General features: G+C 70.7%; 17 protein-coding genes. All 17 read left to right on the plus strand.

Annotation, left to right across the window (positions count from 1 at the left end):
• Positions 1 to 8 precede the first annotated feature (8 nt).
• The 17 genes from flgF (at position 9) to D6689_12895 (ending at position 12,976) form a co-directional block, all read left to right on the plus strand.
• Positions 9 to 728 (plus strand): flagellar basal-body rod protein FlgF, encoded by a 720-nt coding sequence (gene flgF, locus D6689_12815; protein RMH40717.1) that lies wholly within the window; start codon positions 9 to 11, stop codon positions 726 to 728.
• A gap of 8 nt (positions 729 to 736) precedes the next feature.
• Positions 737 to 1,522, plus strand: a complete 786-nt coding sequence (gene flgG / locus D6689_12820; GenBank protein ID RMH40718.1) for a flagellar basal-body rod protein FlgG — start codon at positions 737 to 739, stop codon at positions 1,520 to 1,522.
• Positions 1,519 to 2,193, plus strand: coding sequence for a flagella basal body P-ring formation protein FlgA (flgA, locus tag D6689_12825; GenBank protein RMH40719.1), 675 nt, complete (start codon positions 1,519 to 1,521; stop codon positions 2,191 to 2,193). Before flgG ends, flgA begins: the two co-directional genes overlap by 4 nt.
• Positions 2,193 to 2,864, plus strand: coding sequence for a flagellar basal body L-ring protein FlgH (locus tag D6689_12830; GenBank protein RMH40720.1), 672 nt, complete (start codon positions 2,193 to 2,195; stop codon positions 2,862 to 2,864). Before flgA ends, D6689_12830 begins: the two co-directional genes overlap by 1 nt.
• Before the next feature lie 33 nt (positions 2,865 to 2,897).
• Positions 2,898 to 4,034 (plus strand): flagellar basal body P-ring protein FlgI, encoded by a 1,137-nt coding sequence (locus tag D6689_12835; protein RMH40721.1) that lies wholly within the window; start codon positions 2,898 to 2,900, stop codon positions 4,032 to 4,034.
• A complete protein-coding gene (locus D6689_12840) occupies positions 4,034 to 4,750 on the plus strand; it encodes a peptidase M23 (GenBank protein ID RMH40722.1) in 717 nt (238 codons plus the stop codon). Before D6689_12835 ends, D6689_12840 begins: the two co-directional genes overlap by 1 nt.
• A 15-nt stretch (positions 4,751 to 4,765) precedes the next feature.
• Positions 4,766 to 5,053 (plus strand): flagellar biosynthesis anti-sigma factor FlgM, encoded by a 288-nt coding sequence (locus tag D6689_12845; GenBank protein RMH40723.1) that lies wholly within the window; start codon positions 4,766 to 4,768, stop codon positions 5,051 to 5,053.
• 3 nt (positions 5,054 to 5,056) lie between these two features.
• Entirely contained in the window at positions 5,057 to 5,500 is a 444-nt protein-coding gene (locus D6689_12850) for a hypothetical protein (protein ID RMH40724.1), read from the plus strand.
• Positions 5,501 to 6,859: a flagellar hook-associated protein FlgK gene (gene flgK, locus D6689_12855; protein RMH40725.1), complete on the plus strand. Its 1,359-nt coding sequence runs from the start codon at positions 5,501 to 5,503 to the stop codon at positions 6,857 to 6,859. It abuts the gene before it with no gap.
• Entirely contained in the window at positions 6,859 to 7,728 is an 870-nt protein-coding gene (locus tag D6689_12860; protein RMH40726.1) for a hypothetical protein, read from the plus strand. The genes flgK and D6689_12860 overlap by 1 nt, the downstream gene beginning before the upstream one ends.
• Before the next feature lie 72 nt (positions 7,729 to 7,800).
• The gene (locus D6689_12865; protein RMH40727.1) at positions 7,801 to 8,640 is read left to right on the plus strand and encodes a flagellin FliC; all 840 of its coding nucleotides are present in this window, start codon (positions 7,801 to 7,803) and stop codon (positions 8,638 to 8,640) included.
• Positions 8,641 to 8,696: 56 nt separating this feature from the next.
• Complete coding sequence (locus tag D6689_12870; GenBank protein ID RMH40728.1) at positions 8,697 to 10,022, plus strand: hypothetical protein; 1,326 nt, start codon at positions 8,697 to 8,699, stop codon at positions 10,020 to 10,022.
• A 10-nt stretch (positions 10,023 to 10,032) separates the two neighbouring features.
• A complete protein-coding gene (locus tag D6689_12875) occupies positions 10,033 to 10,404 on the plus strand; it encodes a flagellar protein FliS (GenBank protein RMH40729.1) in 372 nt (123 codons plus the stop codon).
• The gene (locus D6689_12880; protein RMH40730.1) at positions 10,401 to 10,736 is read left to right on the plus strand and encodes a hypothetical protein; all 336 of its coding nucleotides are present in this window, start codon (positions 10,401 to 10,403) and stop codon (positions 10,734 to 10,736) included. The genes D6689_12875 and D6689_12880 overlap by 4 nt, the downstream gene beginning before the upstream one ends.
• The gene (locus D6689_12885; GenBank protein RMH40731.1) at positions 10,726 to 11,208 is read left to right on the plus strand and encodes a hypothetical protein; all 483 of its coding nucleotides are present in this window, start codon (positions 10,726 to 10,728) and stop codon (positions 11,206 to 11,208) included. The genes D6689_12880 and D6689_12885 overlap by 11 nt, the downstream gene beginning before the upstream one ends.
• Entirely contained in the window at positions 11,150 to 12,220 is a 1,071-nt protein-coding gene (locus D6689_12890) for a MinD/ParA family protein (protein ID RMH40732.1), read from the plus strand. The genes D6689_12885 and D6689_12890 overlap by 59 nt, the downstream gene beginning before the upstream one ends.
• On the plus strand, positions 12,221 to 12,976 hold the full coding sequence (locus D6689_12895) for a motility protein A (protein RMH40733.1): 756 nt from the start codon (positions 12,221 to 12,223) through the stop codon (positions 12,974 to 12,976).
• Positions 12,977 to 12,978: the final 2 nt, after the last annotated feature.

A 12,978-nucleotide genomic window follows, 5' to 3' on the forward strand; every position in this document is an offset into this window, starting at 1 on the left:
AAAGCGTAATGGGCTCTGGAATGTACGTGGCGATGGCGGGGGCGCGAGCACAGAGCGACGCGCTCGACACGACCGCCAACAACGTGGCCAACGCCGGCACGGCCGGATTCCGCGCGGAGCGGATTGCGTTTAGCGAGATGCTGTCGCGCGCCCGCGCGCCCGACATGGCGTATGCGGCCGCGACCCGCAGCCGCCCGGACACGACGCAGGGCGCGATCCGGACGACCGACAATCCACTCGACCTCGCGATCCGCGGAGACGGCTTCTTCGCGGTGCAAACTCCCGCGGGCGTGCGCTACACGCGCGACGGCGCGTTCCGCCTCGATGCGGATGGGCAGATCGTCGACGCGCGCGGGTTCGCACTCCTCGACCAATCCGGCGCGCCGTTGTCGGTGCCGCCGGAGACCGGCTCGATCGACGTCGGCGCCGACGGCACCGTGCGCGCCGACGGCGTCGAGGTCGGCGTCGTTCAGATCGCCCGGTTCTCGCCCGATCAACTGCGGCGCGAGGGCAACAACTTGTTCGTCGCCCGCGGCGCACCACGGGCCGCGTCGGACGACCTGCCCGAGGTCGTGTCGGGGGCGCTCGAGCAGAGCAACGTCAACGTCGTCCGCGGAATGGTCGGCCTCGTGAAGGTATCGCGCACCTACGAGGCGCTGCTCCGCATGATCGAGAGCTATCGCGACATCGACGCGCGCACCGCCCGCGACATCGGCGGGCCGAAGTAGGAGGACCCATGATTCGAGCACTCACCACCGCCGCGACCGGGATGGAGGCGCAGCAAAAGCGCCTCGACGTCACCGCAAACAACATCGCCAACGTGTCGACGCCCGGGTTCAAGAAGAGCCGCGCCGAGTTTCAGGACTTGATGTACCAGACGACCCAGGCGCCGGGCGCCGCCACCGGCCAGGGAACCCGCGCGCCCAACGGCATGCAGATCGGACTCGGCGTGCGCGTCGCCGGCACGCAGCGGATGCACAGCCAGGGCAGCCTGCGCCAGACCGGCAATCCGCTCGACCTCGCAATCGAGGGCAACGGCTACTTCGCCGTCAACCTGCCGAGCGGCGAGGTCGCCTACACGCGGGACGGCGCGTTCAAGCTCGACGCCGAGGGCCGCATGGTCACCACGGACGGCTACCCGCTCGCGTCCGACGTGACCGTTCCGCCGGATGCCCAGACCGTGTCGATCGGCGCCGACGGCACGGTGTCGGCCACCATCCCCGGCGAGTCGGCCCCGGTCGAACTCGGCAAGATCGAACTCGCGACGTTCGCGAATCCGGCCGGCCTCGAGGCGCTCGGCAAGAACCTGTTCAAGGAGACGGCCGCGTCGGGCGCCGCGATCACCGGCGCCCCCGGCGAAAACGGCATCGGCTCGCTCCAGCAGGGAGCGCTGGAGCTGTCGAACGTGCAGGTGGTCGAGGAAATGATCGACCTCATTACCGGCCAGCGGGCATACGAAGTCACCGCGCGCGTCATCCGCGCCGGCGACGAGATGCTCCAGCAGACGGCGAACCTGCGATGACCCGCGCACTGACGATGGCGCTCGCCGCGGCCGCCGCCCTGGCGGCCGGCACGGCGCGGGCCGGAGACATCGAGGCGGACGTGCGCGCCCGCGTCGACGCGGCGTTGCCCGCCGACCTCGCGGTCGATACGATCGAGCTTTCGCCCGCTTTGCGCGCGGTGGATGCGCAGCGCGTCGGCCTGTCGTGGCGCGGCGCGCCGCGCGCGGGCATCGTCACCGTGCAGGTTATCGCGCACAGCGCCGGCGGCGAGACGGTGCGCGGCTGGGCGCGGCTGGCGCTGGTGCCCGTGCGCCGGGTCCTCGTCGCCGCGCGGGCGCTCGAAGAAGGCCGGGCGATCGGCGCGGGGGATCTCACCATGGACGCCCGCGCCGTCGCCCGCGGCCAGGGATGGCAGATGGCGCCGGCCGCGCTCCTGGGGCGGCGGGTGTTGCGCGACGTGCCGGCCGGCGCGGTGATCGGCCCCGAGGATGTCGAGGAGCCGGCCCCCGTCGCGCGGGGAACCGACGTGACGGTCGTCGTCGCGCGCGGAGCGGTCCGCGTCGAGGCGGCCGGCGTGCTCGAACGCAGCGCGCGCCCGGGCGAGCGCACGGCGGTGCGGTTGCTGGCGACGCGCAGGGTGGTCAGCGGCATCTTGATCGATTCGACGACCGTCGTCATGGGAGGCAGGTGATGCGCACGCAATTGGTCATTGTTAGTGCAACCGTTTCGCTGCTGGCGGGATGCGCGTCGCACATTGCTCCGTATCGACCAAAGCGCCGCCATTTCGACCCCGGTCGCTACGAAAAGTCGCCGGTTGCCTCGCGCGGCAGTCTGTACGCGGGCGGAGCCGGCTGGTTCGAGGACGACCGCGCCGGCCGCGTCGGCGACATTCTGATCGTTCGCATCGAAGAAAGTGAGCAGGCGACGCGCGATGCGACCACCAAGCTCGCGCGGTCGACCCAGCGAAGCGCATCCGCGTCCGGGCTGCTCGGGTCGGCCGCATCGGCGGTCGGGCTCGATTCGGCCGGTTTGATCGGCCTGTCGTCGGAGCGCACCTTCGACGGCTCGGGCAAGATCGAGCGCAAGGGCCGCCTGGTCGCGACGCTGCCGGTGCGCGTGCGCCGCGTGTTGCCCAACGGCGATCTGTTCGTCGAGGGAACGAAGGTGATCATGGTCGGCGCCGAGGAGCACCACTTGTACGTCAGCGGGCTCGTGCGCCCTGTCGATATCGGGCCCGACAACACGATCTCGTCGACGCGACTCGCGGACGCGGAGATCGAGTACACCGGCCGCGGCGACGTCACACAGCAGACGCGCCAGGGGTGGCTCGCGCGACTGCTCGACACGATCATGCCGTTTTAGCGGCCTGACGATACACGCACGCTGGAGGGAGTCATGCACACCGAGCGACGTAGTCACCGGCGATTGGCAGGCGCGCGCGCCGCGGCCGCCCTGTCGCTGATCGCGGCGGTCGCCTGTCCGGTCGCCGTCCGAGCCGACCGGGTCAAGGATCTGGCGACGGTCGAGGGCTACCGCGGCAACGCCCTCGTCGGCGTCGGCATCGTCGTGGGCCTCGCGGGCACCGGGGACGACGCGCGCTCGCCCGTGACGCGGCGGTCGCTCGCTCAACTCATGAAGCATCTCGGCATCACGATCGACGAGGCGCAACTCAAGGCGAAGAACGTCGCCGCGGTCGTCGTGACCGCCGAACTGCCGCCGTTTGCGCGCGCCGGCATGCAGGTCGACGTCACCGTGTCGTCGATGGGATCGGCCAAGAGCTTGCAGGGCGGGACGCTGATCGCGACGCCGCTCAAGGGCCCCGACCGCATGACCTACGCGATCGCGCAGGGGCCGCTGTCGCTCGGGGGCTTCGCGGTCGAGGCGGCGACCGGGTCGACGACCAAAAAGAACCACAGCACGGTTGCGCGCATCCCGAACGGCGCGACCATCGAGATGGACGCTCCCGGTCACCTGCCGCGCGATCACGTCGTGTTGTTGCTCGACAATCCGGACTTCACGACGGCGTCGCGCATCGCCGACGCGATCGACACGGCGTTCGGGGAGCCGCTCGCGCGCGTGCGCGATCCCGGCGCGGTAGTGGTCCGGGTCGGGCCGAAGTGGCGCGGCCGCGTGGTCCACTTCATCGCGGCGCTCGAGTCCGTCCAGGCCGAGCCCGACGTGCGGGCGCGGGTCGTCATCGACGAACGTACCGGCACGATCGTCGTCGGCGAACACGTCGCGCTGTCGCGCGCGGCGATCGCCCACGGCGGCATCACCGTGCGCGTGACCGAGCGCCTCAATCCGTCGCAGCCGGGAATCTTGTCGCGCGGCGGCAACACGGTCGTGACGCCGGAGAGCGACATCTCGGTAGAGGAGGCCGGCGGCCAGCTCGTGCCGATCGGACCGGCCGGCACGGTCGGTGACGTCGCCGCCGCGCTCAACGCGCTCGGCGTCAAACCGCGCGACCTCGTCGCCATCTTCCAGGCGCTCGCCGCGGCAGGGGCGTTGCGCGCCGAACTGGAGGTGCTGTAATGGCCGCCATCGATCTGACCGCGGCCCTCCAACCCGGCGGTGTGCGCGATCTCGGACAGGCCGCGGCGGCGTTCGAAGCCTACTTTTTGCGCCGCATGCTGTCGGAGGTGCGCGGGACGGCGGGCCTGGCGGGCGACGGGGTCGGCGCGCGCATGTTTCGCGACATGCTCGACGAGGCGCTCGCGGACGCCATGGCCGAGGGAGGCGGCGTCGGCATCGCCGACACGCTCGTCGACCAGCTGCGCGACGTGGCGCCCGCGGCCGCCTTGCCGCGACCGGGAGCGTACGGGGAGGCGGCCGGTGCGCTCCAGGTAACGCCGGTGGCCGCGCCGCTGTCGTCGACCTTCGGCGAGCGCGTCGATCCGATCGAAGGCGACCGCCGCTTCCACGCCGGGGTCGACCTCGCGGCGCCGGAGGGAACGCCGGTCGTCGCGGCCGGCGCGGGCACGGTGGTGCGGGCCGGCCCGGCCGGCGGCTACGGCAACCTCGTGGTGGTCGACCACGGCGGCGGCGTCCACACCCGGTACGCGCATCTGAGCGACATCGCCGTGCAGGTCGGCGACCGCGTCGCCGCCGGCGCCCGCATCGGCGCGGTCGGCGCCACCGGGCGCGCCACGGGCCCCCACCTTCACTTCGAGGTTCGCCGGGATGGCCGCCCCGTCGACCCGACCCGAGAAATTGCCCTAAAGGGATTCGCCGCGCGGTCGAACCGCTGACCGAAGGAGCCATCCATGCGCATCGACAGACCTACGACCACCCACATCGGCGACCATGTCTCCACCGATCGCGCCGACGCGCGCGCGCGGTCCGACCGGGCCGGCGCGGCGGGGCGTCCCGGCGGAGCGGCCGTCGTCGTCGCCCTCGGTTCGGCGACCCGCCAGGTCGGCGCGCTGCCGAAGGACGTCGCCGACCGACTCGAACGCGTGCGCGCGCAGATCGCCGACGGCAGCTACCAGGTGGACTTCGACAAGCTCGCCGAGCGCCTCGTGGACGAGGAGCTGGCGCGCGTGGGAGGCTGACCGATGGCCGCGGACGGGTGGACGCTGGTCGATGACGCCGGCGCGCTCGCCGAGCTGCGCTCGGTGTTGGCCGAGATGGACGACGCGCTGGTGGCCGAGCGGGACGCGATACGCCGCCTCGACGGGGCGGCGCTCACGGCCGCCGCCGAGCGCAAGCGGTCTCTCGCCGACCGGATGCAGGCACTCGTGGGCAAGGTGGCCGCCCCGGTCGGGCCCGACGGGCGCGCGGTGGCGCGGCGCGACGACGACCGCGCGCGGGCGGAGCGCGACCAGGTGCGCGACCACGTGCGCCGCGTGCTCGCCCACGCCGAGGCCAATGCGGCGCTCCTCGCCGACGCCGTCGCGACCGTGCGCGCGGTTGCCGGCGGCCGCACCGACACCGGCACCTACGACGCGCGCGCGCGCCGGGTCACCCTGCGCATGACCGCAGTCGGGAGGGCCGCCTGAATGTCGAGCCTGCTGCGCATGCTCGACCTCGGATCCGCCGCGCTGCTCGCGCAGCAGTCCGGGACCGCGGTCGCGTCGCGCAACGTGGCCAACGTCAACACGGAGGGGTACGTGCGCGAGAGCATCGATCTGCAGTCGGAACTGGCGGCTCCGCTGGTGGGCGGCGTGCGCGCCGGCGATCCGCGGCGCGCGCAGACAGAGCTGCTCGCGGCGCGCGAGCGCGATCGCGGCGGCGAGCTCGGCAGTGCCCGCGCGTACGCGCTGGCGATGGGCGGCCTGGAGGACGCGCTCACGTCGGCCAACGACGACCTGTCCACGCGGCTCGCCGAGCTGTTCGCCGCGTTTTCGCGGCTGTCGGCGGCGCCGATGGACGAGGCCGTCCGCGGCGACGTGGTCGCGGCCGCATCCGAAGTGGCGCGGTCGTTCCGCAGCGCGGCCGCCGACATCACCGCCGCGCAGGACGACGCCGACGCGCGCATCGAGCAGATCGCCGCGCGAGCCAGCGAGTTGGCGGCCGACATCGCCGCGGCCAACCGCGCGCTCGCCACGTCGGCGGACCCGGTGATCGCCGACCGCCGCGAACTCGCCGCGCGCAAGCTCGCCGAACTGGTCGGCGGCGCCGCGCGCATCGACCCGGACGGCCAGATGCGGTTCGTGGTCGCCGGCGGCGTCGTCGTCGTCGACGGCGATCGCGCCGCCACGTTCGACACGTCCCCCGACCCCGGCCTCGGCGGGCGCCGCAAGATCGAGGTGGTCGACGGCGTCCACCGCGACGACGTCACCGCGCGGCTCGACGGCGGCGTGCTCGCGGGCGAGGTCAAGTTCCGCGACGTGACCGCGGCGAGCGCGCTCGCGCGGCTCGACGCACTGGCGGCCGACGTCGCATCGAACGTCAACGCCGTCCACTCGGCGAACGCCGGACTCGACGGCGTCACCGGCCGCAACCTGTTTACCGCGGCCACGTCGGCCGCCGCGCTCGACCTGGACCCGGCGGTCGCCGTCGACCCGCGGCTCGTGGCCGCCGCCGCACCCGGCGCCGGGCCGGGCGACAGCCAGGGCGCGCTCGCGCTGATCGACCTGCGCGATCAGAAGCTCGCGGCGGGCGCGACCCGATCGTTCGTCGACGAGAGCATCTCGTTGGTCGCGGACATCGGTCGCGACACGGCTACCGCCCGGTCGGCGATGGACTTCGCGGCCGCGCGGCTCGACGCGCTTGCCGCCCTGCGCGACTCGGTCGCCGGCGTCAGCCTCGAGGAGGAGATGACGCGCCTGTCCCAATTTGCCCGCGCGAGCGAGGCCGCCGCCCGCGTCGTCGGCACGGTCGACGACCTGCTCGCGACCCTGATCGACACGCTGTGATGCGAGTTACCGAATCCAGACTGATCCAGCTGGCGTCAGACTCGGTATCGCGCGCGCGCCAGCGCGTCGCGGCGCCCCAAGCCGAGCTATCGTCCGGCGTGCGCGTCTCGCGTCCGTCGGACGACGTGGCGGCATGGGTGGCGGGTCGCCGCGCCCGCGCCGGGGAGATCGCCGCCACCGCGCACGGCGACGCCATCGCGCGCAGCCGCGATCGGCTCGCGCGCGTCGATCAGATCTATGGGTCGCTCCAGTCGATCCTGCAGCGCACGCGCGAACTCGCGGTCGCGGGAGCCAACGACACGCTGTCGGCCGACGACCGCGCGGCGATGGCGGCGGAAGTGCGCGCGCTCCAGCAGGAGGCGCTGCGCATCGCCAACGAGCGCGGCGCGGACGGCGAACCGCTGTTGGCGGGCACCGCCGCGGCCGACCCCGCGTTCGACGCCACCGGCACGTACATGGGCAACGCCAACGAGCGACAGGCCGAACTGCTCACCGGGTTCCGCTACGCGGTCGGCACGGCCGGGACGCCGCTCACCGCGGTCGCCGGCGTCGACGTGTTCCAGGCAATCGACGGCCTGGCAGTTGCACTCGAAACGAACAACACCGCGGGCGTCCAGACGTCGATCGACGACCTGGCGGCCGCACACGACCAGATCGGAGGCGCGCGGGCCGACGTCGGCGCGCGCATCCGCGCGCTCGACGTCGCCGAGGACGCGCGCCAGGACATGACCCTGGCGTTGGCGGAAGAGCGCGCCCGCGCGATCGACGCAGACCCGGTCGACGCCGCGAGCCGCTTTGCCGGCGCCATGCAGGCGCTCGAGGCCGCGCGCGCCGTCGCGCAGAGGATCATTTCGATGTTCCGGGGCTAAGGAAACCGACAGTGAGGTCGAAACACGGGGCATAGGGCGCGAGGGCGCCAACCACTTCAGGAGGATCTCACCATGGCCGTTTCCATCGTCACCAACGTCGCTTCCCTGGGCGCTCAGCGCCACCTCAATCGGACCCAGACGCGCATCGCGGGCAACATCAACCGGCTGTCGTCGGGTTTGCGGATCAACCGGGCGTCCGATGACGCCGCGGGGCTCGCAATCAGCGAGAAGCTCAAGGCGCAGATCCGCAGCCTGTCGCAGGCCAGCCGCAACGCCAACGACGGCGTCAGCCTCACCCAGGTTGCCGAAGGCGCCATGGATCAGATGCAGGGCATCGTCGAGCGCATGCGCGAACTCGCGATCCAGTCGGCCAACGGCACGCTCGGCTCGACCGAGCGCGGCTTCATCCAGACCGAGTTCAACGAGCTGCGCAGCGAGATCGACCGCATCTCGGCCGTGACCGAGTTCAATGGGCAAAAGCTGCTCGACGGTTCGGCGTCCGCGGGTCTCACGATGCAGGTCGGCATCAACAACACCGCCAACGACCGCGTCACGATCAAGATCACCAAGTTGGCAGCCGGCACGCTCGGCTCGACCACGAAGCTGTCCGCGGCGTCGCTGTCGACCGCGACGAAGGCGCAGGCCGCGATCGCGGTGTTCGACAAGGCGATCAGCCAGCTGTCGGATGCCCGGGCCAAGCTCGGCGCGGCGCAGAACCGGCTGACGGTCACGATGGACAACCTGTCGGTCGCCCACGAGAACCTGTCGGCCGCAAACAGCCGGATCCGCGACGTCGACGTCGCAGAGGAGACGGCCGCGTTCACCCGCAACCAGATCCTGTCGCAGGCGGGCGTCTCCGTCCTCGCACAAGCCAACCAGATGCCGTCCGTGGCCCTGTCGCTGCTCGGCTAACTCCCGTGACCGGCCCGCTTCCGCGGGCCGGTCCTCTTCCCGTTTCGGAGTAACGCGTGCCCACGATCAACTTCACCGGCCTTTCCACCGGAATCGACAGCGCGGCGATCATCGACCAGCTCGTCGAACTCGAGCGTGCGCCGGCCAAGTTGCTCGAACAGCGCGTGAGCGATCTGCGGTCGCAACTATCGATCGTGGGCGACCTGGTGAGCAAACTGCAAGGGCTGCGCGACGCCGTCAAGCAGCTCGACACCGCCTCCGAGGTGCGCGCGTACTCTGCCACGTCGTCGAACGAAGACCGGGTGTCGATCACGTCGGCGTCGCCGACCGCCGCGGGCACCTACAACATCCGCGTCGACGCGCTCGCCGCGGCCGAGACGTCCGGCTCCACCGCGTTCGCCAGCAAGGATCCCGGTGTCGTCGGCACCGGCAGCGTCACGATTGCGGTCGGCAGCAACCCGGGCGTCACGGTCAACTACGACGCCACCGATTCGCTCGACGACATCGCCGCGCGGATCAACGACCAGGTCGACGGCGTGCGGGCATCGGTGCTCTACGACGGGAGCAACTACCGGCTGCTCGTGTCGAGCGAGGACACGGGGACGGCCAACGCGCTGACCTTCACCGAGTCGGGATCTGCGCTCGGCTTTTCCGAGCTGGTCGCCGCGCGCGACGCGCAGTTTTCGATCAACGGCGTCACCGTCACGCGGTCGTCGAACACGGTTGCAGACGTCATCGACGGCGTCACCTTCGAGTTGCGCGGCGTGACGCCGGCCACCGAGGGCGACACGGTGGTCGACGTCGACTTCGACGTGGACGCCACCCGCGACCGGGTACAGGAGTTCGTCGACGCGTACAACGCCGTCGCCAACCTGATCAGCGGCCAGTTGAGCTACAACGGCGTACAGCGAGGGCGCGACACGCTGTTCGGCGACAGCACGCTGCGGCAGCTGCAAGCGGCGCTTGGCGCGACGGTGACGACCGGCTACGCGCACGGCAGCGGCACGACATCCCTGGGCCTGCTCGGCATCGAGCTGACCGAGACGGGCGCCCTGCAGATCGACGCGGCCAAGTTCGACAAGGCCGTCGCCGACGATCCGACGGCGCTCGATCATTTGTTTGCCGGCGACGGCGGTGACGGCGTGGCCGCGGTGCTCGATGGCCTCGTCGACGACTACACGCGTGCCGGTGACGGCATGCTGATCGCCAAACAAGACAGCATCAACTCGCGCATCGACGCGTTCGATTCGCAGATCGAGCGCATCGAGGACCGCGCGTCGCGGCTCGGCGACCGCCTCAGCCGCCAGTTCAGCCAGCTCGAGGCACTCTCCTCGACGCTTCAAACCCAGTCGAGCTATCTCGCCGCGTTGGCGCTCGGCTGAGCGACACATCATGTACGGACGAATCGCCAAACAGTACAAAAAGATTCACGTCGGCTCGGCATCACCGGCGCGCGTACTCGACGAGGTGTACGGGCGCCTGCTTCGCGACCTCGCGGACGCGCGCGCGGCGATCGAGGCGCGCGACGTGCTCGCGAAGCAACGCGCCACCGACCACGCTCTGCGCATCCTCACCGAGCTGATTGCCGCGCTCGAACCGGACCGCGCGCCGGAGCTGTGCGCCAATCTCGAACGCCTGTACGACTTCGCGCACGCGCGGATCGTCGCCGCGAGCCGGGACATGGACGCCGCGCCGCTCGGCGAGGCGGAGCGCATCATCGAGACGCTTCGCGACGCGTTTCGCACGGCCGCGGAGGCCGCATGACCGCCACCGCTGCGCGCGCTCTGCTCGCCGAGCTGCTGGCGGCAACCCCCCCGCCGCCGGCGCCGGGCACCGACGCGAACGACGTCGTGGAAACCGCGGCGCGGTTCGTCGCCGCGCGCGAGCGCCCGTTCGCGTCGCTGCGCGCGTTGATGGAGCGCGATCCGGCCCTGCTGGTGGGCGACGCCGACAGCGCACGTCTCGTCGCCGAGCTGCGCGAGCGCGACGCGGGTTGGTCCGCCGCGATGAAACAGGCCCGCGTGCAACTGAGCGAGCGGATGGCGTCCGTGCGACGGGCGCAGCGTCCGCGTGGAGGGATCCGCCATGGCCGATGAAGAAAAGGACGTCGAAGAACAACCGGCAGCGAAGGCGTCGAAGATCGTCCCGATCTTGTTGGTGTTGAATCTCGCGGTGACGGCGTTCGTGTGCGCGCGCGTAATGGCGTTGCCCACGGATCCCGAAATCACCGCCATCGTCCAGCCGGCGGCGCCCGACGAAGGGCCCGGCGAGGTCGTCGAACTCGAAAAACCGTTCGTCGTCAATCTCAACGAGCCCAAGGGAGGTCGCTACCTCAAGGTTCAACTCGCGGTCGAGGTCGCCGATTCCGACGCCGCAGCCGACCTCAAGAAGCGCGAGCAACTCGTGCGCGACGACCTGCTGCGCTACCTGTCGGGCCTGTCGGTGGAGCAAACGATGGGAGAAGAAAACAAGAACACGATCCACGACCAGATCGTGGCGCGCATCGACGATCGCCTCGGCAAGGGCCGCGTCAAGCGCGTGTTCTTCGAAGAGTTCGTCGTTCAGTAGGAGGCACCCCGTGGGACCGGCCTGGCCGCGCGCGCGCTGCATCATCGCCGTCGGAGGCGGCAAGGGCGGCGTGGGCAAGAGCGTCGTCGCCGCAAACCTTGCGGTGGCCATGGCACAGATGGGGAAGAGGACCCTCGTGTTCGACGCCGATCTCGGCGCGGCCAACCTCCACACGATGTTCGGCATCGACCGGCCGGGTCCGGGGTTGCAGGGGTTCATCGCGCGGGTCGTCGATTCCCTCGACGAGGCGGTCGTCGCGACGAACGTGCCGGACCTGTATCTCGTACCCGGCAGTGCCGGCATTCCGGGCTGCGCGAACATCATGCACAGTCAGAAACAGCGCGTCCTCCGGGCGCTGTATCGACTCGACTACGACGTCGTCGTGATCGACGTGGGCGCCGGTGTCGCCTACAACGCACTCGACTTTTTCGACGCGGCAGACCTGCGGCTGGTCGTGATGGCGCCGCAACTCACGTCGATCCAGAACGCCTACGCGTTTTTGAAAAGTGCGGTGTTCCGCGTCATTTTGCAGCTGGGGCAGGACCGAGACGCGAAGGCAAAAATCGCGAAGGCGCAGCAGATCGGAGGTCCGACCGCTCCGGTGAGCGCGCTAGTCGACGCGCTGCGGCAGACGGCGCCCGACCTCGTGCCGCGGGTGGAGGCGGAGCTGACCCACTTCGGCTGCCGCATCGTCGGCAATTACGTGTTTCAAGACGCCGAGATGGCGTCGCTGATGAACATCGGTCGCCTCATTCGCGACTACCTGCGCGTTCACGCCCCGCTGATCGGCGCCCTGCGCGCCCAGCGCAGCATTCACGACTCCGTCAATCGCCGCGTCCCGTTGCTGCTGAGCGACGCCAGCTCGCGCAACGCGCGCGAACTCAAGCGGATCGCTCGCATGCTCGCGTCCGAGAACGTCGCGCGGCTGCGCGAGCTGCGCGCCGGCGCGCCGGAGCCGCCGCCCGAACGCCAGGCTACAGGTCCGATTGAAGTGGTCGATGCACTCGTGTAGATGGATCTCGGAACCGCCATAGGAATGTTCCTGGGCTTCGGCCTGGTCATCGGCTCCATCATGATGGACGGCTCCATCGGGGCGTTCATCAACGTGCCCGGCCTGCTCGTGGTGGGCGGAGGCACGTTCGCGGCGGCGCTGATCGCCGAAGATCTCAAATCGGTGCTGTCGGCGGTCAAGGTCGCGATGAAGGCGTTTTTCGTCAAGAGCCCGCGGGTGGACGAGACGATCAAGCAACTCGCCGAACTCGCCGTCGTCGTGCGCAAGGAGGGCTTGCTCGCGCTCGAGAACCAGCAGATCGACGACCCGACGCTGGCGAAGGGAGTCCGTCTCGCGGTCGATGGCATCCCACCGGAGGAGATCAAGGCGACGCTGCGCGCGTCGTTGGGCGCGTTGCGCGCGCGCCACCGCCGCGGCCGCCAGCTGTTCAAGTTCATGGCCGCGACCGCGCCGGCGATGGGCATGGTCGGCACACTCATCGGCCTCGTGCAGATGCTCCAGGTGATGGACGACCCGAGTTCGATCGGCCCGGCGATGGCCGTCGCGCTGCTGACGACCTTCTACGGCGCCATCTTCGCGTTCATCATCTTCGGGCCGATCGCCGAGAAGCTCGACATGCGATCGAACGAGGAGGCCGCGAACGTCCAGGTCATTCTCGATGGCCTCGACTCGGTGCTCAAGGGCGAAAACGCGCGCATCGTCCAGGAGAAGCTCGAAGTCCAGCTGCCGCCGAAGGACCGCAAGCCGATCGAGTAGCA

Source organism: Deltaproteobacteria bacterium (genome assembly GCA_003696105.1).
Classification (GTDB): Bacteria; Myxococcota_A; Polyangia; order Haliangiales; family J016; genus J016.